General features: G+C 65.3%; 23 protein-coding genes. 6 read left to right on the forward strand and 17 right to left on the reverse strand.

Translation table 11 applies throughout. The annotated features are described in order from the left end of the window. Positions 1–36: 36 nt before the first annotated feature. From AB7A72_RS19505 to AB7A72_RS19565, 13 genes are read right to left on the reverse strand one after another with little or no spacing between them, the layout of a single operon-like run. Positions 37–915 carry an alpha/beta hydrolase gene (locus tag AB7A72_RS19505; RefSeq protein WP_369460883.1) on the reverse strand — a complete coding sequence of 293 codons (879 nt, stop codon included), beginning with the start codon at positions 913–915 and terminating at the stop codon, positions 37–39. Between the two features lie 7 nt (positions 916–922). Further along, positions 923–1321, reverse strand: a complete 399-nt coding sequence (locus AB7A72_RS19510; protein ID WP_239810546.1) for a RidA family protein — start codon at positions 1319–1321, stop codon at positions 923–925. 24 nt (positions 1322–1345) lie between these two features. Beyond that, complete coding sequence (locus tag AB7A72_RS19515; RefSeq protein ID WP_369460884.1) at positions 1346–1801, reverse strand: acyl-CoA thioesterase; 456 nt, start codon at positions 1799–1801, stop codon at positions 1346–1348. Between the two features lies 1 nt (position 1802). Continuing rightward, positions 1803–2513: an ABC transporter ATP-binding protein gene (locus tag AB7A72_RS19520; RefSeq protein ID WP_369460885.1), complete on the reverse strand. Its 711-nt coding sequence runs from the start codon at positions 2511–2513 to the stop codon at positions 1803–1805. Next, positions 2513–3292 (reverse strand): ABC transporter ATP-binding protein, encoded by a 780-nt coding sequence (locus AB7A72_RS19525; protein ID WP_369460886.1) that lies wholly within the window; start codon positions 3290–3292, stop codon positions 2513–2515. Before AB7A72_RS19525 ends, AB7A72_RS19520 begins: the two co-directional genes overlap by 1 nt. Continuing rightward, positions 3289–4299, reverse strand: coding sequence for a branched-chain amino acid ABC transporter permease (locus tag AB7A72_RS19530; RefSeq protein ID WP_369460887.1), 1011 nt, complete (start codon positions 4297–4299; stop codon positions 3289–3291). Before AB7A72_RS19530 ends, AB7A72_RS19525 begins: the two co-directional genes overlap by 4 nt. Further along, on the reverse strand, positions 4292–5212 hold the full coding sequence (locus AB7A72_RS19535; RefSeq protein WP_312417005.1) for a branched-chain amino acid ABC transporter permease: 921 nt from the start codon (positions 5210–5212) through the stop codon (positions 4292–4294). The genes AB7A72_RS19530 and AB7A72_RS19535 overlap by 8 nt, the downstream gene beginning before the upstream one ends. A 3-nt stretch (positions 5213–5215) precedes the next feature. Beyond that, positions 5216–6400 carry an ABC transporter substrate-binding protein gene (locus tag AB7A72_RS19540; protein WP_312460682.1) on the reverse strand — a complete coding sequence of 395 codons (1185 nt, stop codon included), beginning with the start codon at positions 6398–6400 and terminating at the stop codon, positions 5216–5218. 45 nt (positions 6401–6445) lie between these two features. Beyond that, positions 6446–8077 carry a benzoate-CoA ligase family protein gene (locus tag AB7A72_RS19545; protein WP_369460888.1) on the reverse strand — a complete coding sequence of 544 codons (1632 nt, stop codon included), beginning with the start codon at positions 8075–8077 and terminating at the stop codon, positions 6446–6448. A gap of 59 nt (positions 8078–8136) precedes the next feature. Further along, on the reverse strand, positions 8137–9312 hold the full coding sequence (locus AB7A72_RS19550; RefSeq protein ID WP_369460889.1) for an acyl-CoA dehydrogenase family protein: 1176 nt from the start codon (positions 9310–9312) through the stop codon (positions 8137–8139). 1 nt (position 9313) lies between these two features. Further along, positions 9314–10168 carry an enoyl-CoA hydratase family protein gene (locus tag AB7A72_RS19555; protein WP_239810537.1) on the reverse strand — a complete coding sequence of 285 codons (855 nt, stop codon included), beginning with the start codon at positions 10166–10168 and terminating at the stop codon, positions 9314–9316. 23 nt (positions 10169–10191) lie between these two features. Next, positions 10192–10965, reverse strand: coding sequence for an SDR family NAD(P)-dependent oxidoreductase (locus AB7A72_RS19560; protein ID WP_369460890.1), 774 nt, complete (start codon positions 10963–10965; stop codon positions 10192–10194). A 12-nt stretch (positions 10966–10977) separates the two neighbouring features. After that, on the reverse strand, positions 10978–13305 hold the full coding sequence (locus tag AB7A72_RS19565) for a bifunctional salicylyl-CoA 5-hydroxylase/oxidoreductase (protein ID WP_369460891.1): 2328 nt from the start codon (positions 13303–13305) through the stop codon (positions 10978–10980). Between the two features lie 116 nt (positions 13306–13421). On the opposite strand from AB7A72_RS19565, the gene AB7A72_RS19570 reads away from it, so the two are divergent. Next, positions 13422–13955 carry a MarR family winged helix-turn-helix transcriptional regulator gene (locus AB7A72_RS19570; protein WP_312460662.1) on the forward strand — a complete coding sequence of 178 codons (534 nt, stop codon included), beginning with the start codon at positions 13422–13424 and terminating at the stop codon, positions 13953–13955. Between the two features lie 70 nt (positions 13956–14025). Here AB7A72_RS19570 and AB7A72_RS19575 read toward each other — a convergent pair whose 3' ends face one another. Further along, a complete protein-coding gene (locus AB7A72_RS19575) occupies positions 14026–14511 on the reverse strand; it encodes a universal stress protein (RefSeq protein ID WP_312416980.1) in 486 nt (161 codons plus the stop codon). Positions 14512–14636: 125 nt separating this feature from the next. Here AB7A72_RS19575 and tgt point away from each other — a divergent pair, with 125 nt between their 5' ends. Further along, the gene (tgt, locus tag AB7A72_RS19580) at positions 14637–15809 is read left to right on the forward strand and encodes a tRNA guanosine(34) transglycosylase Tgt (protein ID WP_239810532.1); all 1173 of its coding nucleotides are present in this window, start codon (positions 14637–14639) and stop codon (positions 15807–15809) included. 354 nt (positions 15810–16163) lie between these two features. Further along, positions 16164–17612 carry a GGDEF domain-containing protein gene (locus AB7A72_RS19585; protein ID WP_369460892.1) on the forward strand — a complete coding sequence of 483 codons (1449 nt, stop codon included), beginning with the start codon at positions 16164–16166 and terminating at the stop codon, positions 17610–17612. Positions 17613–17634: 22 nt separating this feature from the next. Here AB7A72_RS19585 and AB7A72_RS19590 read toward each other — a convergent pair whose 3' ends face one another. Genes AB7A72_RS19590 through AB7A72_RS19600 form a run of 3 tightly spaced genes read right to left on the reverse strand, consistent with a single transcriptional unit; the run spans position 17635 to position 19450 of the window. Then, positions 17635–18420 (reverse strand): DUF2145 domain-containing protein, encoded by a 786-nt coding sequence (locus tag AB7A72_RS19590; protein WP_369460893.1) that lies wholly within the window; start codon positions 18418–18420, stop codon positions 17635–17637. A 17-nt stretch (positions 18421–18437) separates the two neighbouring features. Further along, entirely contained in the window at positions 18438–18914 is a 477-nt protein-coding gene (locus tag AB7A72_RS19595) for a hypothetical protein (RefSeq protein WP_369460894.1), read from the reverse strand. A gap of 35 nt (positions 18915–18949) precedes the next feature. After that, the gene (locus AB7A72_RS19600; protein ID WP_369460895.1) at positions 18950–19450 is read right to left on the reverse strand and encodes a YiaA/YiaB family inner membrane protein; all 501 of its coding nucleotides are present in this window, start codon (positions 19448–19450) and stop codon (positions 18950–18952) included. 225 nt (positions 19451–19675) lie between these two features. On the opposite strand from AB7A72_RS19600, the gene mdeB reads away from it, so the two are divergent. The 3 genes from mdeB (at position 19676) to AB7A72_RS19615 (ending at position 24843) form a co-directional block, all read left to right on the forward strand. Beyond that, complete coding sequence (gene mdeB, locus AB7A72_RS19605; RefSeq protein WP_312416966.1) at positions 19676–22315, forward strand: alpha-ketoglutarate dehydrogenase; 2640 nt, start codon at positions 19676–19678, stop codon at positions 22313–22315. Between the two features lie 265 nt (positions 22316–22580). After that, positions 22581–23786 (forward strand): ABC transporter substrate-binding protein, encoded by a 1206-nt coding sequence (locus AB7A72_RS19610; RefSeq protein WP_407065002.1) that lies wholly within the window; start codon positions 22581–22583, stop codon positions 23784–23786. 151 nt (positions 23787–23937) lie between these two features. Beyond that, positions 23938–24843 carry a dienelactone hydrolase family protein gene (locus AB7A72_RS19615; protein WP_369460896.1) on the forward strand — a complete coding sequence of 302 codons (906 nt, stop codon included), beginning with the start codon at positions 23938–23940 and terminating at the stop codon, positions 24841–24843. The last annotated feature ends 23 nt before the right edge of the window (positions 24844–24866 follow it).

Here is a 24866-nt window from a genome sequence, read left to right on the forward strand (position 1 = left end):
TGCGCTGCAGACGTTTTCTGTTTCCCAAGAGGATCTTCAGTTAGACAGTCGCCACAAGCGCTGGCACAGATCCGACTGCGGATCTTCCAGCCCATGCAGCACCGTGAAATGGTCGCAGTCGGCCAGCGCGGCCTGCTCGGCCACATTGCCCGCTGCCAGCCAGGCGCTGTGCATCAGCAGTGACTGGCGTTCAAACTCCGTTTGCTCGCGCCCGCCCCAGACCAGGTGCATGGGGCTGGCGCAGCGCCTGGCCGCAAAAGCGGGCGAGTTACGGGCAATCAGTCCCTCATCGAGCTGGATCATCGGCTGCAGATAGCTGTAACGCAGCGGTGCAAGGTCATAGAGGCCACTGACCAGCAGCGCGCCGCGCAGCGGGTCATCGGGCAGGCCATAGTCGCGCGCCCAGCGTGTTTGCAGGCACATCGCACCCAACTGGCCACCGGCAGAATGCCCGCCCACCACCACCCGCGCCGGGTCGCCGCCATAGGCAGCAATGTGGCGCAGCACCCAGGCCAGGCTGGCGCGGCACTGGCGCACGATTTCATCAATGCTGACCTGCGGGCACAACGCATAGTTCACCACCACGGTGCAAAAACCCAGCGCCTGCGGCCCCAGGGCTACGCAGCTGAACTCTTTGGAGGTATTGGCCCGCCAGTAGCCGCCATGCAGAAACACGAACACCGGCGCGGGTGCCCCGTCCGCTGCAGGGAAGATATCGAGCGTCTCTGCCAAGGTCGGGCCAAACGGCACATCCAGCACGCAGCGCAGTTGCGCACGCGCCTGGGCGCTGCGCTCGGCAAAATGCTGGCGGGCAGCCGCCGGGTCGGCCACCGGCCGCGTGGTGTCGTACTGCGCATCAATCTGTGCCTGCGATTCAAAATCGCGGTACAGCCTGGGTGGCGTGCTGGCGGCCATGGTCTGCTCAGCCGGCATCGGGCACCACGGCGGTGACCTCGATCTCCACCTTGGCCCGATCCTCGATCAAGGCGACCACCTGCACTGCCGTCATCGCGGCGTTGAAGCTGCCAATCAGCTCGCGGTAGGCCTTGCCGATCTCCGCCTGCTGGGCCATATACGCCTGCTTGTCGGTGATGTACCAGGTCATGCGCACAATGTGCTCGGGCTTGGCACCGCCCTCTTCCAGCACCGCCACAATGTTCTGCAGCGCCTGGCGCACCTGGCCGGCCAGGTCATCGGTGTGGAACACCCCTTGCGCATCCCAGCCAATCATGCCGGCGACAAAAATCTGCCGGCCGCTGACCATCACGCCATTGGCATAGCCCTTGGGCCGGGGCCAACCTGGGGGAAGTAGTACTTGCATTGCGCCTCCTTTAGCGAACAAATCTCAGACGGTGCATTCCGCCGCCATCCAGCGCGCGATGCGGGCCTGGATGGCCGGGGGAATGCGGATGGCTTCATGGCTGTCCAGGCTGGTGAACACCAGCACCTGGTGGGCCAGCGCCCGCACCGCGCCATCATCGCCGGCACAGCGCAGCGCCAACTGCAGCGAGCGGCTGCCCAGCCGCAGCACGGCCAGCTCCAGTTGCACCGCGTCGCCCATGCGGGCAATGGCCCGAAAATCACAGGCCAGGTGCACGATGGGCAGCCCGGTACGCTCGGGCCCCAGCATCTGGGCATAGGGGTAGTGCAGCGCCTGGTTGAACCAGTCCTCCACCAGGGACTGGAACAGCACCAGGTACTGCGGATAAAACACAATGCCTGCCGGGTCGCACTGCGCAAAGCGGATGCCGGTGGCCACGCGGAAAACGGCGCCGTTCTCGGGCCAGGTCAAGGCTGCCATGTCAGACCCCGATATAGCGCTGCCACAGCGCGGGCTGCGCTTCCAGCTGGGCCGAGCTGCCCTGCCACACCACCTGGCCGCGCTCGATCAAGGTGTGCCGGTCAGCCAGCGCCATCAGCCGCTTGACGTATTTGTCGATCACCAAAATCGCCTGACCCTGTGTACGCAAGGCCGCCAGGCACTGCCAGATCTCCTCGCGGATCAGCGGCGCCAGGCCTTCGGTGGCCTCGTCCAGAATCAGCAGATGCGGGTTGGTCATCAGCGCCCGGCCAATGGCCAGCATCTGCTGCTCACCGCCCGAGAGCCGGTTGCCGGGGTTGCCGGCGCGTTCGGCCAGGCGCGGAAACAGCTGGTAGACGCGGTCGAGCGACCAGGGGTTCTCCGAGGCATTGCGGTTGGCCGCAAAGGCCTGCAGGTTTTCCTGCACCGTCAGGTTGGCAAAGATCTGCCGGCCCTCGGGCACCACCGCCATGCCCATGCGCGCAATGCGGTCCGCGGGCAGGTGCTCGATGCGCTCGCCACGAAACCGCACCGTGCCGGCCGACGCGGGGGTCATGCCCAGCAGGCTGCGCACGGTGGTGGTCTTGCCCATGCCATTGCGGCCCAGCAAGGTCGCCACCTCGCCCGCCGCCATGTGCAGGTGCATGCCAAACAGCACCTGGCTGCTGCCGTAGCAAGTCTCCAAGGCTTCCACTTCCAGCAATGCAGTCATCAGGCGGCCTCCTCTGCAGCCTCGTCGCCCAGGTAGGCGCGGCGCACATCCGGGTTGCGCCGTATCTCGTCGGCTGTGCCGGTGGCAATCACCTTGCCAAACACCAGGGTCGAGATGCGGTCCGCCAGGCGGAAGACCGCATCCATGTCGTGCTCCACCAGCAGAATGGTCGTGTCCTGGCGCAGCTGCAGCAGCAACTGCACCATGCGCTCGGATTCGTCAGGCCCCATGCCTGCCATCGGCTCATCGAGCAGCAGCATGCGCGGCCGTGTGGCCAGTGCCAGTGCCACCTCCAGCTGGCGCTGCTCGCCGTGTGCCAGCAAGCCCGCGGTGTGCTGCAGCTGGGCAGCCAGGCCTACGCGCTCGGCCACCTCGGCCGCTTGCGCATAGCGCGCGCTTTCACTGCGTGCCGGGCGCCAGAAGCGCCAGCTCGATCCATCGCGCGCCTGCACGCCCAGTGCAATGTTCTCCAGCACCGTCAGGCGCTTGAAGATGCTGGTGATCTGGTAGGAACGCACCAGGCCGGCCTGCACCCGCGCAGGCATGGGCTTGCGCTCCACCGCCTCGCCGGCAAACAGGATCTGGCCCGCATCGGACGCCAGCGCCCCCGACAGCTGGTGGATCAGGGTCGTCTTGCCAGCGCCGTTAGGCCCGATCAACGCATGGATATGGCCGCTGTGCACCGCAAAGCTGGCATGGTCGGTGGCCGTGAGGCCGCCAAAACGCTTGACCAGGTTCTGCACCTGCAACAAAGGGCTGGGCATAGGGGACATGCTCATCGCTTGCTCCACATGCCGCGCCGCAGGCTCAGCAAACCATTGGGGGCCACCAGCACCACGATCAGCAGCACGGCGCCCAGCCCCAGCTGCCAGTGCACGGTATAGGCAGCCAGCACTTCTTCCAGCAGCAGGAACACCGCTGCGCCAACCAGCCCGCCATACAGATGGCCGACACCGCCGAGGATGACCATGATCAGCAGAATGCCGGACTGGGTCCACTGCAGCATGCCGGGGCCGACAAAGCTGCCCTGGTTGGCCAGCATCGCGCCGGCCAGCCCGGCAAAGGCGCCGGCGAGTGTGAAGGCCACGAGCTTGTAGCGGTAGACCGGAAAGCCAATGGCCTGCATGCGGGTCTCGTTCTCCTTGATGGCCTGCAGCACATGGCCAAAGCGGGCATTGAGCACCCGCGCCATCAGCAGCAGGCTGATGCTGACCAGCGCCAGCACCACATAGTAGAAGGTGGCATCCTGCGCCAGATCCAGGCCCAGACCCATCTCCGAGCGGCCGGGCAGCGACATGCCGTCATCGCCACCCAGCGATTTGAACGACATGATCAGGTAGTACAGCATCTGCGCAAAGGCCAGGGTGATCATGATGAAGTACACGCCCTGGGTACGCAGGCTGATCGCGCCCACCAGCAGCGAAAACGCCGCGCCCATCAGCATCGCCAGCGGCCAGGCCAGCCAGGCGGAGGTCACGCCCTGCTGCATCAGCAGGCCCACGGCATAGGCGCCCAGCCCGACAAAAGCCGCATGGCCAAAACTCACCATGCCGCCAAAGCCGAGGATGAAGTTGAGGCTGGCGGCCGCCAGACCAAACACCAGCACCCGGCTGGCCACGCCGATGTAGAAGTCCTCGCCCATCGCCTGGGCGATCAGCGGAAAGGCGATCAGCAGCGCGAGCAAAGGCAGCACCAGCCGGGGCTGCAGCCGGTGGTCGAAGACGCTGGGCTGCGCCGCTGGCGTGGCCTGGGCCGCAGCGGCCTGGGGGGCGGTGGTGTCAGTCATGGGCGGGGAACAGACCTTGGGGTTTATAGAACAGCACGGCAGCCATCAGCACATAGATCAGGATCGAGGCCACGGCCGGGCCAGCGTTGGCCGCCACCTCGGGGCCCAAGGCCCTGTCAAACAACAAGGGCACCAGGGTGCGGCCGGCGGTGTCGACCAGGCCCACCAGCAAGGCGCCCAGCAGCGCGCCGCGGATCGAGCCGATGCCGCCAATCACGATCACGACAAACGCGAGGATCAGAATGCTCTCGCCCATGCCCACCTGCACCGCCAGCAGCGGCCCCAGCATGCCGCCGGCCACCGCACACAGCGCAGCGCCCAGCGCAAACACCAGGGTGAACAGCCGGCGCACATTGGCACCCATCGCCGTGGCCATCTCGCGGTTCGCCGCCCCAGCGCGTACCTGCATGCCAAAGCGCGTGCGGGTCACCAACAGCCACAGCAGCAAGGCCACGGCCAGGCCCACACCGATGATCAGCAGCCGGTAGGCGGGGTAGGAAAAACCATCCATCAACATCACCGGCCCGGCCAGCGCAGCCGGCGGGTTCAGCATCAGCGGCTGCGCGCCCCAGATGATGCGCACGATCTCGTTGCTCATCAGCAGGATCGCAAAGGTGCCCATCACCTGCGACAGGTGGTCGCGGTGGTAGAGGCGGCGCAGGATCGTGTACTCCAGCAGCACGCCCACCACCACGGTAGCCAGCACCCCCAGGCCCAGGCCCAGCCAGAACGAGCCGATGGCCTGGCTGAAGCTGGCCACCAGGTAGGCGCCGATCATGTAGAGCGAGCCATGGGCGAGGTTGATCATGTCCATGATGCCGAACACCAGGGTCAGGCCGGCGGCCAGCAGGAACAGCATCAAGCCGAACTGCAGGCCGTTGAGCAGCTGCTCAAGAATCAGGATGGTGTTCATCGATCAGGACGGCATCTTGCAGTCTTTGACGTAGGCATCCTGGTGGTTCTTGAACACCGTGCCCACCGTGCGGTTGGTCAGCTTGCCCTGGCTGTCCTTGGTGACCACACGCAGGTAGTAGTCCTGCACCGGGAAATGGTTGCTGTTGAACTTGAAGCTGCCCCGCACCGACTCGAACTTGGCCGCCTCGATGGCCTTGCGCAAGGCCGCCTTGTCATCGAGCTTGCCCTTGACGTCGCGCACCGCCGCATCCATCAGGCGCGCGGCGTCATAGCCATGCGATGCGTAGAGTGAGGGGGTACGGCCAAACTCCTTCTGGAAGTCGGCGACGAATTTCTTGTTCGCGGCATTGTCCAGGTCATGCGCCCACTGCGAGGTGTTGAAGGTGCCCAGCATCGAGTCGCCCACCGCACGGATCACGTCCTCATCGGCCGAGAAGCCCGGGGCGTACAGGGTGATGTCCTTGGACAGGCCGGCACCGACAAACTGCTTGATGAAGTTCACGCCCAGGCCGCCGGGCAGAAAGATGTAGACGCCATCGACCTGGGCCGCGCGCATCTTGGAGATCTCGGCGCCATAGTCCAGCTGGCTCAGCGAGGTATAGGTCTCCATGCCGATCTCGCCCTTGTAGAAGCGCTTGAAGCCCGCGATCGAATCCTTGCCTGCCGGGTAGTTGGGCGCAATCAGCGCCACGCGCTTGAAGCCCTTGTCCTGCATGGTCTGGCCAGCCGCCTCATGCAGCGCATCGTTTTGCTGCGAGACATTGAAGAAATACGGGTTGCACTGGGCGCCAGCATACTGTGACGGCCCGGCATTGGGGCTGATGAAGAAGGTCTTGTTCTGGAACGCGGCCGGGCCCACCGCCAGCATCACGTTGGAGAACACGGTGCCGGTCATGAAATCCACCTTGTCGCGCTTGAGCAGGCGCTCGGCCGTCTGCTTGGCCACCTCGGGGTTTTGCTGGTCGTCGACCACGACCACCTCGGCAGGCAGGTTGCCGATCTTGCCGTTCATGTGCTTGACGGCAAGCTGGAAGCCGTCGCGGATATCGGTGCCCAGACCCGCGCCGGGCCCGGACAAGGTGCTGAGCAATCCCACCTTGACCTGGTCGGCCGCACTGGCACTGCTGGCGCACAGCAGCGCGATGGACAGACTCACAAGACTGCGATGCAAAGGATGACGCTTCATGCTGGTTCCCTGGTTGGTGTGCCAAAAAAATCTAACGAGCCGCTACTATGCCGGGCTGTGCAGCCGAAACCGTTGTAGTTTTCCCGTAGCCGTGCGCGGCAGCTGCGCGACAAAATCCATGGCCCGTGGGTATTTGTAGGGCGCGACCGTGCTTTTGACGAAATCCTGCAAGGTCTTGACCATGTCCGCATCGGCCGCAAAGCCCGGCCGCAGCACCACAAAGGCCTTGACGATCTGGCCGCGCTCGCTGTCGGGCAGGCCGATCACCGCGCATTCGGCCACCGCCGCATGCGCGAGCAAGGCGTCTTCGACCTCGGGCGCGGCGATGTTGTAGCCCGAGGAGATGATCATGTCATCGGTGCGGGCCTGGTAAATGAAATAGCCGTCCGCATCCATCACATAGGCGTCACCGGTCAGGTTCCAGCCTGCATGCACATACTGGGTCTGGCGGCTGTCGTTCAGGTAGCGGCAGCCGGTGGGGCCCTGCACGGCCAGCTTGCCCACCGTGCCGGCCGGCACTTCCTGGCCCTGCTCATCGACCACCTTGGCACGGTAGCCGGGCACGGCGCGGCCGGTGGCGCCGGGCCGCGCCTCGTCCTCGCGGTGGGAGATGAAGATGTGCAGCATCTCGGTCGAGCCGATGCCGTCGATGATCTCGATGCCGGTCGCGGCTTTCCACAACGCACGGGTCGAGGCATTCAAGGCCTCACCGGCTGACACGCATTTGCGCAGCCGGGTCTGGCGCAACCGCTCGCCCTGCTGGGCCATCACGCGGTACGAGGTCGGCGCGGTGAACACCACCGTGGCGCCAAATTGTTCGATGCCATCGACCAGCTGCGCCGGTCCCGCCTTCTCCAGCAGCGCCATCGAGGCGCCAATCGCCATCGGGAACAGCACCTGTCCCCCCAGGCCAAAGGTAAAGGCCAGCGGCGGGCTGCCGATGAACACGTCATCGGGTTCGGCCCGCAGCACATGGCGGGGCCAGCAGGCGCAGATGGCCATCACATCGCGGTGAAAGTGCATCGTCGCCTTGGGCACCCCGGTGGTGCCCGAGGTAAAGCCCAGCAGGCAGGTGTCGGTCGCCGCTGTCTGCACCGTGTCGAAATGCGGCGAAGCCTGGGCCATCAGCGGCTCCAGCGCCTGCGCAGCCGGCAGGCCCGCGCCATTGAAATAGCGCACCGCCTGCAAGCAGGGCTGCGCTGCCTGCGCCGCCTGCACCTCGGCCTGCAAGGCCGCATCGCACAGCGCATGGCTGATCTGGGCGATCTCGATGATGGTGCCCAGCTCCTTGGCGCGCAGCAGCGGCATGGCCGCCACTGCAATACCGCCCGCCTTGACCACGGCAAACCAGCTCGCGACCATCATCGGGTTGTTGGGCGCGCACAGCAGCACGCGGTTGCCGGGTACCAGGCCCATCTGCGCGGTCAACACGTTGGCAATGCGGTTGGCCTGGGCCTGCAGCTCGGCATAGGTCCAGCGCACACCCTGGGCCTGCAGGCACAGGCGCTCGCCCCGGCCTTCGGCCACATGGCGGTCCAGCAGCTCGGCGGCGCAGTTGAGGCGCTCGGGGAACTGCAGCTCGGGCAGGTCAAAGTGGTACTCCGGCTGCAGCTCGGGCGGCGGCAGATGCGTGGCGGCAAAGCGGTCGATATGCGCGGTATAGGGCGTGGCAGACATCTCGCAAACTCCAGGCTGAAGGCGGAAACCAGGACCGGAGTCCAGGTACTGGTCAGTGGTCAAGGCGCGGTGGGCGCCACTTGTTTGAGCAGCTCGCGGGCGATGATCAGTTGCTGCACCTCGGTCGCCCCTTCGTAGATGCGCAGTGCGCGGATCTCGCGGTACAGGCGCTCGACCGGCTGATCGCTGACGACACCCAGGCCGCCCCACATCTGCAGCGCCGCATCGATCACCTGCTGCGCGTTCTCGGTCGCGGTCATCTTGGCCATCGCCGCCTCGCTGGTCACGCTCTGGCCCTGGTCGCGCTGCCAGGCGGCGCGGTAGGTCATCAGCGCGGCGCTGTCGATCTGCGTGGCCATCTGCGCCAGCTTGGCCTGGGTGAGCTGGAAATCGGCCAGCACGCCCTGGAACATGCGGCGGCTGGTGGCACGCTGCAAGGCCTCGTCCAGCGCACGGCGGGCAAAGCCCAGCGCTGCGGCCGCCACCGAGGTGCGGAACACATCCAGGGTGCGCATCGCCAGCTTGAAGCCCTCGGCCGCCGCGCCAAGGCGCTGGCCCACCGGCACGCGGCAGCCGCTGAAGCGCAGCCGCGCCAGCGGGTGCGGCGCGATCACATCGATGCGCTCGGCAATCTCCAGGCCAGGCGTATCCGCGTCCACGATCAGCGCGGAGATGCCGCGCGCGCCCGGTGCCTCACCGGTGCGCACAAACACCACATAGAAGTCGGCAATGCCGCCGTTCGAGATCCAGGTTTTTTCGCCGTCGATGACATAGTGGTCGCCGTCCAAGCGGGCGGCGCAGGCCATGGCGGCCACGTCCGATCCGGCATCGGGCTCGGACAACGCAAAGGCCGCAATCGCCTCGCCCCGTGCGACCCGGCCCAGGTAGCGCGCCTTCTGCGCCTCCGTGCCCGCCAGGCTGATTGCGCCCGAGCCCAACCCCTGCATTGCAAACGCAAAGTCGGCCAGGCCGTTGTGGCGCGCCAGGGTTTCGCGGATCAGGCAGATGGCGCGGGTGTCGATCTGGGCGGCCGCGCCGCCATGCGCCTCGCCAGCCACTGCATGGCGCAGCCAGCCCGCCTGGCCCAGCGCCTGCACCAACGCGCGGCAATCGCTGTCGGTGTCACCGCTGTGCACATGGGCCACATGCCGGGCGGCCCAGGCATCGAGCGTCTGCGCCAGCTCGGCGTGGCGCGGCTCAAAAAACGGCCATTGCAGGTAACGGGTGTCGGCCATGTCAGTTCCCCTGGAATTGCGGCTTTTGCTTGGCCACAAAGGCCTCGTAGGCGCGCTTGAAGTCTTCGGTCAGCATGCAGATGGCCTGCGCCTGCGCCTCGGCCTCGATCGCCTGGTCAATGGTCATCGCCCACTCCTGGTGCAGCATGGTCTTGGTGATGCCATTGGCAAAGCTGGGGCCAGCGACCAGGTCGGCGGCCATCTTCTGCGCCTGCTCCAGCAGCGCTTCGGGCTCGGCCAGGCGGTTGAAAAAGCCCCAGCGCTCGCCCTCTTCGCCGCCCAGGCTGCGGCCGGTGTAGAGCAGCTCGCTGGCGCGCCCCTGGCCGATGATGCGCGGCAGAAAGGCGCAGGCGCCCATGTCGCAGCCGGCCAGTCCCACGCGGTTGAACAGAAACGCCGTCTTGCTGCGCGCCGTGCCCAGCCGCAGGTCCGAGGCCATCGCCATGATCGCGCCCGCGCCGGCACAGATGCCATCGACGGCGGCAATGATGGGTTGCGGGCAGGCGCGCATGGCCTTGATCAGCTCGCCCGTCATGCGGGTGAACATCAGCAGCTCGGGCGCCTTCAGGGCCACCAGCGGGCCGATGATTTCATGCACATCGCCACCCGAGCAGAAGTTGCCACCGGCGCCCACCAGCACCACGGCCTTCACATCCTGCGCCCACTTGAGGCGGTGGAACAGGTCGCGCAGCTCGGCATAGGAATCAAAGGTCAGCGGGTTCTTGCGCTCTGGCCGGTTGAGCGTGATCGTTGCCACGCCGGCATGGACCTGCCACAGAAAATGCTGTGCCTGGTAGCCAGCCAGCTGCTGGTGGTTGCCCGCCACCAGCGCGGGGTCGATTCGGTAGTCACTCATGCCTGTCTCCACAGATTCGGGGTTCACATCACTTCGCCGCCAGCCACCGCAATGGCCTGTCCGGTCATTGCGCCAGCGCCTTTGCCGCAGAGCCAGACGACGGCATCGGCCACCTCCTGCGGCTGCACCAGGCGGCCCTGGGGGTTGTTGCGCACAAATTCGGCCAGGGCCTGCTCGGGGCTGCGGCCGGTCTTGGCCACCACGCGGTCGAGGCTGGTCTTGACCAGATCGGTTTCGGTATAGCCCGGGCACACGGCATTGACGGTGATGCCGCGGCTCGCCACTTCCAGCGCCAGCGCCCGGGTCAGGCCCACGACGCCATGCTTGGCCGCCACATAGGCCGATACATAGGCATAACCGGTCAGGCCTGCGGTGCTGGCCACATTGACAATGCGGCCATAGCCCGCCGCCTGCATCGCCGGCAGCACCTGCTGCATGCAGAGCATCGTGCCGGTCAGGTTCACCGCCAGCATCTGCGACCAGAGCTGGGCGTCGGTCTTCATGAAGGGCGCGCTCTGCGCCTGGCCGGCGTTGTTCACCAGGATCTGGATAGCGCCAAAGGCGGCCACGGCCTGCGCAAAGGCCACCACCACCTCGGCCTCCTGCGCCACATCGGCCAGCACCTGCTGGCACTGCCCCGGAAAGGCATCCACCAGTTTTTGCAGCGGCTCAGACCGGCGGCCCAGCACTGTCACCCGCGCGCCCTGTGCCAGCAGCTGGCGCGCAACGGCCTCGCCAATGCCCTGGCCGGCGCCGGTCACCAGCGCATGTTGTCCTTGCAAGCTGTTCGTCGCCATCTGCTTTGCTCCTCAGTGGCCGGCGGCCGCTTGCTGGGCCTTCTCGCGCTCGAACAGGCTCTCCATCTGGCGCTTGCCGGCAAAGTAGGGCTTGGGCCAGGCGATGGCGGTGTAGCCAATCTTGGCCGCCTCGGTCAAGGTCCAGGCCGGGTTGGCCAGGTGCGGGCGGGCCACCGCACAGAGGTCGGCGCGGCCGGCAGCGATGATGGAGTTGGCATGGTCGGCCTCGCTGATCGCGCCGACGGCCATCGTCGCAATGCCCGCCTCCTGGCGGATGCGATCGGCAAACGGGGTCTGGAACATGCGGCCATAGACCGGCTTTTCCTGTTTGCTGACCTGGCCGGACGAGCAGTCGATCAGGTCCGCGCCTGCCGCCTTGAAGGCCTTGGCAATCTCTACCGCATCATCGGGGGTGATACCGCCAGGCACCCAGTCATGGGCGGAGATGCGCACCGACATCGGCCGCTCCTGCGGCCAGACGGCGCGCACGGCCCGGAACACCTCCAGCGGGTAGCGCAGGCGGTTCTCCAGGCTGCCGCCATAGGCATCGTCCCGGTGGTTGGTCAACGGCGAGATAAAGCTGGACAGCAGATAGCCGTGGGCGCAGTGCAACTCCAGCCAGTCGGCACCCACCTCGGCGGCCATCTGGGCCGCGTGCACAAACTGCTGCTTGACCTCGTCCATCTGGGCCAGGCTCATCGCCTGCGAGATCTGGCTCACGCCTTCGAGGTACTGCTGGGGCGAGGCCGAGATGATCGGCCAGTTGCCCTCGGTCAATGGCAGGTCCGTACCTTCCCAGGCCAGGCGGGTGGAGGCCTTGGCGCCGGCATGGCCGATCTGCATTGCAAACTTGGCATCGGTGTGGTGGTGGATCCAGTCGCTGATGCGCTGCCAGGCCTGCTTTTGTGCCTCGGTGTAGGTGCCCGGGCAGCCGGGGGTGATGCGGCCCTCAGCGCTGACGCAGGCCATCTCGGCAAATACCAGACCGGCGCCGCCCATCGCCCGCGCACCCAGGTGCACCAGGTGGTAGTCGCCCGGCACGCCATCGACGGCCGAGTACTGCGCCATCGGCGAGACCACGATGCGGTTCTTCAAGGTCAGGCCGCGCAAGGTATAGGGCAGGAACATCGGTGGCGGCGCCTTGGCCTGCACCGCCAGCCCGTTCTGCGCAGCCAGCCAGGCCTCATAACCGCCGAGCCAGGCGGCATCGCGCAGGCGCAGGTTCTCGTGGCTGATGCGCTGGCTGCGCGTCAGCATCGAGTACATGAACTGCTCGGGCTCCAGCTGGTCGCAGTAGCGCTTGCCGCAGACCTCGAACCACTCCATCGCATTCCAGGCGGCGTTCTGGATGCGCAAGGTCTCCACCCGGCGCAGCGCCTGGTAGGCCTCCAGCACCGCAGGAATCTGCGCCTTGCCATCGCCCAGCTGCTGGAACTGCCGCGCCAGCTCGATCGCATCCTCGATCGCCAGCTTGGTGCCCGAGCCAATCGCGAAATGCGCCGTGTGCACAGCGTCGCCCATCAGCACCACATGGCTGCCCTTGGCGTTTTGCAGCCACCACTGTTCGCAGACCACGCGCTGAAAATTGATCCAGGCCGAGCCGCGCAGGTGCCGGGCATTGGTCATCAGCCGCGCGCCTTGCAGGTTGTCGGCAAACAGCTTCTCGCAGAAGGCGATCGATTGCTCCTGGTCGGCCGTGTCCAGGCCGCATGCCTTCCAGGTCTCCTCGGTGGTCTCGACGATGAAGGTCGAGGTCTTGTCGTCGAACTGGTAGATATGGGCCTGGAACCAGCCGTGCTCGGTGCGCACGAAGTCAAAGGTGAAGGCCTCGTAGACCTTGTTGGCGCCCAGCCAGATAAACCGGTTGGGGCGGGTGACGATATCGGGCTTGAACACTTCGGCGTATTTAGTGCGGATGCGCGAGTTCACGCCATCGCTGGCAATGATGAGGTCGGCATCGGCATAGTCTTCGTCGGACTGCACATCGGTCTCGAACACCAGCTTGACGCCGAGCTGCTCGCAGCGCGCCTGCAGGATGTTGAGCAGGTGCTTGCGGCCGATGCCGACAAAGCCATGGCCGCCCGAGCGGATCTTGCGGCCCTTGAACAGCAACTCGATATCGTCCCAGTGGTTGAAGGCCTGCTCGATCTGCATCGCCGTGGCCGGGTCCCACTCGCGCATGTTGTCCATCGTGGCATCGGAGAACACCACCCCCCAGCCAAAGGTGTCATAGGGCTTGTTGCGCTCCACCACGGTCACGTCATGCGCGGGGTCCATCTGCTTCATCAGCAGCGCGAAATACAAGCCGGCGGGACCACCGCCTATGCAGACAATTTTCATGGCCAGGATCGTCCTGAAAAATACTTTATAACTAAATTATTGATGCATAAATAATTCACTAAAATACGAACTTACCCTATCACTGGAGCCGCCTGCGGTACTGCACCATGGGCGCCATGGCTGACATGCAAACCCTCTGCAATTCCCCCTCCGATACTGGCGGCGGCGTCGCTGGCCGCGAGGCCGGTCTCGCCCATGATGAACACCAGGCCGTGCGCCTGTGGCTGCGGCTGATGACCTGCAGCACCCAGATCGAGCAGGTGATCCGCAGCAAGCTGCGCACCCAGTTCGCCACCACCTTGCCGCGCTTTGACTACCTGGCCCAGCTCAGCCGCTTTCCCAAGGGCCTGCGCATGAAGACCTTGTCCGAGTACCTGATGGTCACCGGCGGCAACATCACCGGCCTGACGGACCAGCTGGTGGCAGAAGGCTGGGTGGAGCGGGTGGCCGATGACGAGGACCGCCGATCGATGACGGTGCGCCTGACGCGCAGCGGAAAAAAACAGTTCGCTGCCATGGCCAAGGCGCACGAACAGTGGCTGGAGCATTTGCTGGCGCCGTTGGGCGCGGATGCCGCGCGCGAGCTGTATGACCAGCTCGGGGTGCTGCGGCAGATCGTGGGCCAGCGCGCGGAGCAGGTGGCCGGCTGAAACCCACCCCCCAATGACAGAGAGCCTGCGGACCGCCCTGGTCCGCAGGCTCTCTTTCCCTCAGCGGGAATTACATCGCGGTATCGGCCTGGCTGAGGTCGCCATCGGCCTCATCGGTCTCCAGCACCTCGGGCATCTTGACAATCGTGGTCGGCACCCGGCTGTGGCGCGCCACCTCGCGCGAGACCGAACCGATCAGGATACTGCCCAGCGTGCTCTCGCCAGTGGCGCCGATCACGATGAGGCCACAGCCCTTCTCCTCGGCGATATCCAGCAACGTGGCATGGATGTCGCCCAGCCGGATCTCCACCTCATAGGACACACCGGCCAGACGCAACACATCGAGCGCCGGGGCGACCAGGTCCATGCCGGCCTCCAGGCTGGCGTTGGCGATCAGCTCCGAATCCTGCGTGGCCAGCTCCAGAAAGCTGGCTTCCTTTTGCACATGGGCGACCACGACATGGGCGCGCAGGCCCTGCTGCACCAGTTGCACGCCGTGCTGTACCGCTTGCAGCGAGTTGGGCGAACCGTCGACGGCGATCATGATGTTGAGCATGGGCTTCTCCTTGGCAGTGAAAGATCAGCCCAGTGTAGCGACCTGCCGGCGCCCCCTGTGTCAGAGACGGACCTGCGAAACCCGCCGCGCCGTCAACTACCGCACATCTGCGAAAATGACCGGTTATGCTGCAGTTCGACCTCCTCAAAACCGATCCCACCAGCCACGCACGCCGTGGCACGCTCACGCTCAACCATGGCGTGGTGCAGACCCCCATCTTCATGCCGGTAGGCACCTATGGCACCGTCAAGGGCGTGATGCCGCGCAGCCTGGAGGAAATGGGCGCCCAGATCATTCTGGGCAATACCTTCCACCTGTGGATGCGTCCGGGCCTGGATGTGATGAAGAGCTTTGGCGGCCTGCATGGTTTCGAGAAATGGGACAAGCCCATCCTGACCGACTCGGGCGGTTTCCAGGTCTGGTCGCTGGGCGCGATGCGCAAGATCACCGAAGAAGGCGTGCATTTCCAGAGCCCGGTCAATGGCGACAAGCTGTTCATGTCGCCCGAGGTCAGCATGCAGATCCAGACGATTCTGAATTCGGACATCGTCATGCAGCTCGACGAGTGCACGCCGTACGAGACCAACGGCAAGAAGACCACCGAGGCCGAAGCGCGCAAGTCGATGGAGATGAGCCGGCGCTGGGCCAAGCGCTCCAAGGAAGAGTTCGAGCGCCTGGGCAATCCCAACGCGCTGTTCGGCATTGTGCAGGGCGGCATGTTCAAGCACCTACGCGAGGAGTCGTTGCAAGGCCTGCTGGAGATCGACTTCCCCGGCTACGCGGTGGGCGGTGTCTCGGTGGGAGAGCCCAAGGACGAGATGCTGGACATCATGCAGCACACGCCCCACCTGCTGCCCGCCAACAAGCCGCGCTATCTGATGGGCGTGGGCACACCCGAGGACCTGGTGCAAGGTGTGGCCGACGGCGTGGACATGTTCGACTGCGTGATGCCGACCCGCAATGCGCGCAACGGCACCATCTTCACCCGCTACGGCGACCTGAAAATCCGCAACGCCCGCCACAAGACCGACCACCAGCCCATCGACACCTCGTGCACCTGCCACGCCTGCGCCGGCAAGAGCGGTGTGAGCTGGGACGATGGCGGCCGCGACGGCTTCAGCCGCGCCTACCTGCACCACCTGGACCGATGCGGTGAGATGCTGGGCCCGATGCTGACCACCATCCACAACCTGCACTACTACCTGAACCTGATGCAGGAAGTGCGCCAGTCGCTCGATGCCGGCAGCTTTGCCCAGTTCCGTGCGCAGTTCAAATCGGACCGGGCCCGCGGTATCTAGGCAGCAGCTTCACCGCGCGAGGCCAGCAAGGCCGCGCGGCCCAAAGCGTGGGAACCACGAGACAGCGGCGTGAAGCGCTTGACAGCCACTGCGTAACCTACAACACCGCACCCTCACCCGCTTCGCGCCTGGCTGCAGGCCGCAGCTGCCTGCAGCCACCGCGCTGCTTGGCAGCTGCGTTTTCTCAAGTGATGCACCTGCTGGCATGGTCTTGTAGCTTCCAATTTGGAAGCAACAGTGATTGACTTAGGTTATTGACTGAGCAAAACGTCGTGAAAGCCTTGCGCCGCAACGGCGCTCGGTCTGCCCGGCAATGCGCGACTCGCCCACAAGGTCGCACCGATATCTGTGTCCATGAGCGGGTATATTTCGCCCATCCCCCTCATTCCCATGCCGACCGCGTCGTCCGTCCACCCCTTGGAGCAACCCTATAGCGGTCGCTTGCTGCTCTGCGCCAGTATGGCCGTGTTTGCGGCAGCGATGGTGGGCATCCTGCTGCGGCCACTGGGCTACCTGTCGGTGTTCTGGCCGGCCAACCAGATCGTGCTGGTGCTGTTGCTGCGCTACCCCCAACTGGTGCGTCCGGTAGCAATAGCGGCGCTTTTCGCCAGCTTTGTGCTGGCCGATCTGATCACCGGCACTGCGCTGTGGCACTCACTGGGCTTTACCACCGCCAACCTCTGCGGCGCCATTTGTGGATGGCTGTTTCTGCGCCGGCAGTCGCAGCGCGATCTGCAGATGGAAGGCCAGTACTCCGCGTTGCTGGTGTTCTTCGCCAGCGGCATGGCGTCGCTGGCATCGGCCCTCATTGGTGGGCCGATCAGCGCCTGGGCCTTTGAGCTGTCGGTCACCCAGGCGGTAGTGATGTGGTGGACCGGCGAATGGATGAATGCCATGGTGCTGCTGCCATTTTTGCTGGCGCTGCCGTCGGCACGCAGCGCGGCCGCCGCGCAGGAGCGCCGCGTCTGGGCGTTGAAAATGCTGCCCGCGCTGGCCGTCGTGGTGCTGGAGACGAGCAGCTACCTGGTGGGCAACAAGGTCGGCTCTCTGGTGTTCTCGCTGCCTGCGCTGCTGTGGTGCGCGCTGTCCTACCGTATCCTGACCACGGCCATCATCACGATGGTGGTGTTTGTGACCAAGGTCATCGTGATATCGAACATTGTGGGGTTCATCCCGGCCAATGTGCTTGATGTCGCCAGCCTGCGCCTGGGCATCACGATGCTGATCCTGGGGCCCCTGTCGGTGGCCGGCTCCCATGCGGCGCGCGCCGAGTTGCTGCACCGCATGCGCTACCAGGCCCACCACGACAGCCTGACCGATGTGCTCAGCCGCAATGGCTTCGTACAGGCCAGCCACCTGCTGCTCAAGCGCCTGACCCATGAAGGCAGCTCGGCAGCAGTGCTGATGCTGGACCTGGACCACTTCAAGCGCGTCAACGACAACCATGGCCACGCCAGCGGCGACCGCCTGCTGCGCGATGTCAGCCGGGTGCTGACCGATTCCCTGCGTCCGCAGGATGTGCTGGGCCGCGTCGGTGGTGAGGAATTCGCCGTGGTGCTGCCCCATATCAGCTTCGACGATGCCACCGCGATCGCCGATCGCCTGTGCCAGACCGTGCGCAGCGGCCACTTTCAGACGGCCCACCACGAGCCGTTACAGGCCACCCTCAGCATCGGCCTGGCCTACAGCGCAGCACTGCAGCCTGGCGACAGCCTCGAAGACCTGCTGCGCGAGGCGGACCTGGCGCTCTACCAGGCCAAGGCCCGGGGCCGCGATTGCGCGGTCTGGACGGCGCCACGCTAGGCATCCGTGCGGGCTGGCGGGCTCAGCGCAGCAGCACCGGCGCAGATGCCAGCCCGCTGCGCTGCATGAACTGCAAGGCCGAATCCACGGTCGTGGTTTCGATATGGCCGGCAAAGCGCTTCTCGGGCGGGTGGTCGTCAAAGGCGATATTGGCGCGCGTGATGCGGCCGCCCAGCCGTGTCATTGCACCTATGCGCAAATCACTGGGCTGGTAGCCTTGCAGCTGCAACCAGGCCTGCGCCTGGCCCCGGTCCTGCACGGTCTGGGGGGCCATGGCCTGGGCCAGGGTCTCCAGCGCCCACTGGTTGCTTTGCTGGTAACGCTGGCTCCACGGATAGGCCAGCATGCTGTAGCGCGGCTCATGCAGCTGCAGGGGCTGGGCGTTGGCCGACAGCGCCAGCAGCAGTTTTTGCTGCACCGCCGGCGCGGGTACCACCATCACTGCCTGGTAGCGCCACAGGTCGTCCAGAAAGAACTCGCCCAGGCCCTGGCGGTAGACATGGGAGGCGGCCGTGCCACAGTCATTGAGCTTGTGCACCACACGCCAATCGCCGGTGGCCGATTTGTAGGCCCAGCCCATGTGCGAGAACTGCAGCTGGTATTTGCGCAGGTCCTGGCCCTGGCGGCCCAGCAGCACCACCTGCGCGCCACTGGCATCGAGTGCCTGCGCGACATGCTGGGCCAAAGTCAGGCTTTGGCGCACGCTGTCGAGCGTGGGCTTTTGCGCCTCACAGCTGCGGCCGGCCTGTGCGGCCGTGGCGGCCAGCCATGCAGCGGCCAACAGGCCCAGGCGTAAAGATGTCAACATGCTTGCCTCCCTCGTTGTCACAAACGCTCGTTGTAGAGCAGCGCCTTACCCACCTCATTGGGGATGAAGGCGATCACCTCGCCAGCGGCTGACAGCAACACGCCGGCACCCACCACACTGACGAAGATGGCCGTGCCCACACCGGCGGCGCTGGCGCCCAATGCGCCAGCCGACAGCTCAATGCTGGCCGCTGCGCCATCCGATGCGCTCTCGAGCAGCCAGACCGTCCCCTTGGCCGATGCCTGCACACCTTTGACGATGAGCCGGGCCCCATCGACCGACAGGGCGACCGGAAGGGCGACCACGCTGGTCGATGCGCCTACCGAGGCTGCCGTGCCCACGACCACCGATGCAATCGGCAGGGCCGAGAGCATCAACGACGCATCGCTTTGTGCCTGGACCTCCGGAGCGGCCGCCAATGCCAGCACCAGGGCGGTGCTGGCCAGCGCATCTGCAGCACGGCGCTGCCATTGGCTGAAAGTAGGACTGAACATGTGCTGCTCCCGAGTTGGCTGCATCAGATGGGCGCTCACACGCGCTCCTGGGGGGTGCCCACGTCCGGGTCGCGGGGCACACTGCGCATGCTGCGAGCACGGTGGATAGCCATGGCCAGATCGGATTCATGCTTGTCGCGCAGCATCTTGGCCAGGGTGAAGGCGGTGGTGATCATGTACATCCAGCTGACGCCCAGAAACGCCTTGTAGGTGGGGTTGATGTCCATGCCCAGCAGGCCCCAGCCGGTCAGGCCCATCGCAATCGCAAAACCGCCCCAGACCACGAATCGCCACATGGGGGTATCGCCGGCCGATTGGCTGCTGTCCGCTTGCTTGTCCCGCACGAACTTGGCCAGCACGAACGCGGCCGAGAGGCAGAAGATATAACCCATCACCATGAACGCCTGTTCCAGGTGTTGCCCTGGCAGCCAGGCCAGGCCGATCGCACACATCGAAATCGCAATACCGAACGAGATCCATACCTGGTATTGCCATGCACGGGTGTCACGTTGAACAGGGTGGGAGGATTGAGACATGGGGGGTCGGAGCAACGGGGCCCCGCTTTGGTTGAACACGGCGCCATCATGCAGGCAGGCGGCGGCGCCAGCATCCGCATTTAATGCCGGTAGCATTTTCAAAAGATACGGGTATCAAAAATCAATACTTCACGACCGCTCCTTGTCGCTGGGGTCATGGGCCTGGCCAAGGCTTCCGTGGCATGATCCCAAGCATTCAAACCAAGACCCAGACAGGAGACCGCCGTGCGCCAGCCGCCCCACCACCAGCCCCCCACCCCGCATGCGGACCCGGCCGAACTGGCCGAGTGGTGCGATGCCTTCGACGGACTGTTGGCCGCTTATGGCTCCGCGCAGGGCAAGGAACAGGCGGCTGCACTGCTTGATGCGCTGCTGGCCCACGCCCGCAAGCGCCATGTGGCCTGGAAGCCTTCGGGCAACACGCCCTACGTCAACACCATCACCGTCGATGAGCAGCCGCCCTACCCCGGCGATGTGGAACTGGAGAAAAAGCTCTCGGCCATCCTGCGCTGGAACGCGCTGGCGATGGTCGTGCGTGCCAATGCCGCCCATGGCGAGCTGGGCGGCCATATTGCCAGCTATGCCTCGGCTGCCGATCTGTTCGAGACCGGCTTCAACCATTTCTTCCGCGCCGATGATGGCCACCAGGCCGCCGACCTGGTGTACTTCCAGCCGCACTCGTCGCCAGGCGTCTATGCCCGCGCCTTTCTGGAAGGGCGCCTGGGCGAAGAGAACCTGGCGCACTACCGGCAAGAGCTGGTGGCCGCCAGCCAGGGTATCCAGGGCCTGTGCTCGTACCCGCATCCCTATCTGATGCCCGAGTTCTGGCAGTTCCCCACCGGCTCGATGGGCATCGGCCCGATCAATGCCATCTACCAGGCGCGCTTTATGCGCTACCTGGCTGACCGGGGCCTGGCAGACACCGCGGGCCGCAAGGTCTGGGGCTTTTTTGGCGATGGCGAGATGGACGAGCCCGAATCCATTGCGGCACTGACCCTGGCTGCGCGCGAAGGGCTGGACAACTGCATCTTCGTCATCAACTGCAATTTGCAGCGGCTCGACGGCCCGGTGCGCGGCAACGGCCGCATCATCGATGAGCTGGAGGCGCTGTTCAGCGGCGCGGGCTGGAACGTGGTCAAGTGCCTCTGGGGATCGGAGTGGGATGCGCTGCTGGCGCGCGACCACAGCCATGTGCTGGCCCGCACCTTTGCACGCACCGTCGATGGCGAGTTCCAGACCCTGTCGGCCAACGATGGCGCCTTCAACCGCGAGCATTTCTTCAACCAGAGCCCCGAGCTGGCTGCGCTGGTGGCGCACCTGTCCGACAGCGACATCGACCGCCTGCGCCGGGGCGGGCACGACCCGGTCAAGATCCATGCCGCCTTTGCCAGCGCCGCTGCGCACAGCGGCCAGCCCACGGTGGTGCTGGCCAAGACGATGAAGGGCTACGGCATGGGCAGCATGGGCCAGGGCCGCATGACATCGCACCAGCAAAAAAAGCTCGGCGCCGAGGACCTGCTGGCGTTCCGCGACCGCTTCAACCTGCCGCTGAGCGACGACCAAGCCACCTCGGCTGCCTTCCTCAAACCGGCCGATGGCAGCGCCGAAATGCGCTACCTGCACGCACGGCGCCAGGCCCTGGGCGGCTTTTTGCCGGCGCGCAGAGGCCAGGCCTCGCCGGTGGCCGTGCCCGGCCTGGAGGCCACCGCAGGTTTTGCGCTGCAGGCCGATGGCAAGCCGATGAGCACCACGATGGCCTTTGTGCGCCAGCTGGGCAACCTGCTCAAGGACCCGGCCCTGGGGCCGCGCATCGTGCCCATCGTGGCCGATGAGGCGCGCACCTTCGGCATGGCCGGGCTGTTCCGCCAGGTGGGTATCTACGCGCCGTTTGGCCAGCTTTACCAGCCCGAGGACAATGCCTCGATGCTGCTCTACCGCGAAGACAGCAGCGGCCAGATTCTCGAAGAAGGGATCAGCGAAGCGGGCGCGCTGTCGTCCTGGACGGCGGCCGCCACCAGCTACAGCACCCATGGCACGGCCATGCTGCCGTTCTTCATTTTCTACAGCATGTTCGGTTTCCAGCGCGTGGGCGATTTGATCTGGGCGGCCGCCGACCAGCGCGCACGCGGCTTCCTGATCGGCGCCACCTCCGGCCGCACCACGTTGGGCGGCGAAGGGCTGCAGCACCAGGACGGCAGCAGCCTGCTGAGCGCCTCCACGGTGCCCAACTGCAAAAGCTACGACCCCGCCTTTGCCGGCGAGCTGGCCGTCATCATCGACCATGGCATGCAGCGCATGCTGCAAGAGCAGCGCGACGAGTTCTTCTACATCACCGTCACCAACGAAAACGTGGCCAACCCCAGCCTGCCGCACGAGGCCCATGAGGGTGTCATCCGGGGCATGTACCAGCTGCAGAGCGGCCCGGCACAAAGCACGCGCCGCGTACAGCTGCTGGGCAGCGGCGCCATCATGGGCGAGGTGCTCAAGGCTGCCGCCATTCTGGAGCGCGAGCATGGCGTGGCCGCCGATGTCTGGAGTGTCACCAGCTATGCCGAGCTGGCCCGCGATGGCCAGGCCCGGCTGGAGCGCTGGCGCGCCGGTGAGGCCAGCGCACCCAGCTGGTTTGCGCAGCAGCTGGAGGCTTCGCAAGGCCCCATCATTGCCGCCAGCGACTATGTGCGTGCGCTGCCCGAACTGGTGCGCGCCTACCTGCCCACCGATGAGCGTGGCCTGCCGCGCCAGCATTACTACACCTTGGGGACGGACGGCTTTGGCCGCAGCGATTCGCGCGCGGCGCTGCGCCAGCATTTTGCGGTCGATGCCGCCGCCATCGTGCAGACCTACCTGCGCAGCCAGCAGGCCTGAGCCTCATCAAGAACCTGTTCTAAAAAGGGGTGCGCAAAAAAGCCAAGCCAGTGTGCACAAGCGCCCAGACAGGCGTATGGCTCCTGAATTGATAGCTGCCAAGTCTTTCTTACAAGGCTCCAGCAGCTATTTTTATGCCCTCCCTGCGCTCGGGCAGCAGCCGGGCAGCGCGTGGTTGCCCCAATACCGCCCGGCGCTGTGCATGCCAGTATCGGTGCCATGCGGCAGCCGCATGGACACAACACCATAAACATCAGGAGCAACTATGCAACGCACTCGCCTGGCGCAAGCCCTGGCCACCTTCGGACTGCTCGGCCTGACCGCCGCGATGGGCACCGCCCATGCGCAGGACAAGGTCAAGATCGGCTACATCTCCGACATGTCCAGTCTCTATGCCGACGTCGAAGGCAAGGGCGGCGCCACCGCCATCCAGATGGCCATTGACGACTTTGGCGGCAAGGTGCTGGGCAAGCCGATCGAAATGCTGGTGGTGGACCACCAGAACAAGGCCGACATCGCTGCCAGCAAGGCCCGCGAATGGATCGACACCCAGAACCTGACGATGATCTTCAGCGGCACCAACTCCGGCACCGCACTGGCGCTGGCCAAGGTGGCGGACGAGAAAAAGCGCGTGATGATCAACAACGGCGCAGGCTCCTCGGCGCTGACCAACGAGGCCTGCACGCCATACACCATCCATTACGCCTATGACACCGTGGCGCTGTCCAAGGGTGCGGCGGGCGCCATTGTCGAGGGCGGTGGCAAGAACTGGTTCTTTCTGACGGCCGACTATGCCTTCGGCCATGCAATGGAAGCCGATGCCACCAAGGTCATCAAGGCCAAGGGTGGCGCGGTGGCCGCAGCCGTGCGCCACCCGCTCAATGCCTCCGACTTCTCGTCCTTCCTGCTGCAGGCGCAAAGCTCCAAGGCCCAGGTACTGGCACTGGCCAATGCCGGTGGCGACACCATCAACGCCATCAAGGCGGCCAAGGAATTCGGTATCGACAAGACGATGAAGATCGCGCCGCTGCTCGTGTTCTACAGCGACATCCACAGCCTGGGCCTGAAGAACACCGCCGGCATGCAGTTCGTCACCAGCTGGTACTGGGACATGAATGACGCATCGCGCAAATTTGCCGATGCCTACATGAAGAAAACCCAGCGCCGCCCCACCGAAATCCAGGCCGCCGACTACTCGGCCACGATGAACTACCTCAAGGCCGTGCAGGCTGCCGGCACCACCGATGCCGACAAGGTGATGGAGACCTGGCGCGGCATGAAGATGGACGACTTCTTTGGCTCGGGCACCTTGCGCGCCGACGGCAGCTACATCCACGACATGTACCTGGTCCAGGTCAAGACACCGCAGGAATCCAAGGGCACCTGGGATTACTACAAGATCGTCAAGAAGCTGCCGGGCGACGAGGTGTTCACGACCAAGGAAGAAACCAAGTGCGCGCTGTGGAAGTGATCTGATCCCAGCTCCCACCACCACGATGCCTGGCCATGCCAGGCATTTTTCTTGCATGAACACGGCGGCCCCAAGGCACGAGAAGCCTTGTCACAGGCTGTATTTTGTCGTCCCCCATAATGGGCCTGCCATCCGTAGAAAAGGAAATCCTATGTCCCAGACTCCCAATGCCGATTTCGACTCTCTTCTCCCGGGCCGCGCCACCTTGGCCGGCAGCACCCGCCGCAGTGCCCTGCAAATGGCGCTGGGCGTGGGCTACGCAGCGGCAGCCGTGCCGGTGATGGCGCAGACGGCCATCAAGACCCCCGATGCCGGGCTGACGGCTGGCACCATCCAGTACACGGTCGATGGTTTCCAGGTCAGCGCCTACCGCGCAGCGCCCGCCGGCAAGACCAACCTGCCGGTGGTGCTGGTGATCCAGGAAATCTTTGGCGTGCACGACTACATCGCCGACACCTGCCGGCGCCTCGCCCAGCTGGGCTACCTGGCGATTGCGCCCGAACTGTTCGCGCGCCAGGGCGATCCGCGCAAGTACACCGAGATCAGCCAGCTGCAAAGCGAGCTGGTCAGCAAGGTGCCCGATGCCCAGGTCATCAAGGACCTGGACGCCGCGCTGGCCTGGGCCAAGGACAACGGTGGCGACACCAGCCGCGCCGGCATCACCGGTTTTTGCTGGGGCGGGCGCATCACCTGGCTGTATGCCGCGACCGGCAAGGTCAAGGCCGGTGTCGCCTGGTACGGCCGCCTGCAAGGCGCTGCCAATGACCTGCAGCCCAGGCACCCCATCTACCTCAGCAGCGCGCTCAAGGCGCCGGTGCTGGGCCTCTATGGCGGCAAGGACCAGGGGATTCCGCTGGAATCGGTCGACGCGATGAAGCAAAGCCTGCAGCAGGCTGGCGCTGCCGGCAATGCCGCTGCGGCGGCCTCCAGCTTCCATATCTATGCTGACGCGGGCCACGCCTTCCATGCCGACTACCGCCCCAGCTACCGCAAGGATGCGGCCGAGGACGGCTGGAAGCGCATGCAGGACTGGTTCAGGACGCATGGCGTGATCTAAAGCCTGGTCAGCAGCTCAGCAAG

This window comes from Comamonas sediminis, from assembly GCF_041107495.1.
Lineage (GTDB): Bacteria > Pseudomonadota > Gammaproteobacteria > Burkholderiales > Burkholderiaceae_C > Comamonas > Comamonas sediminis.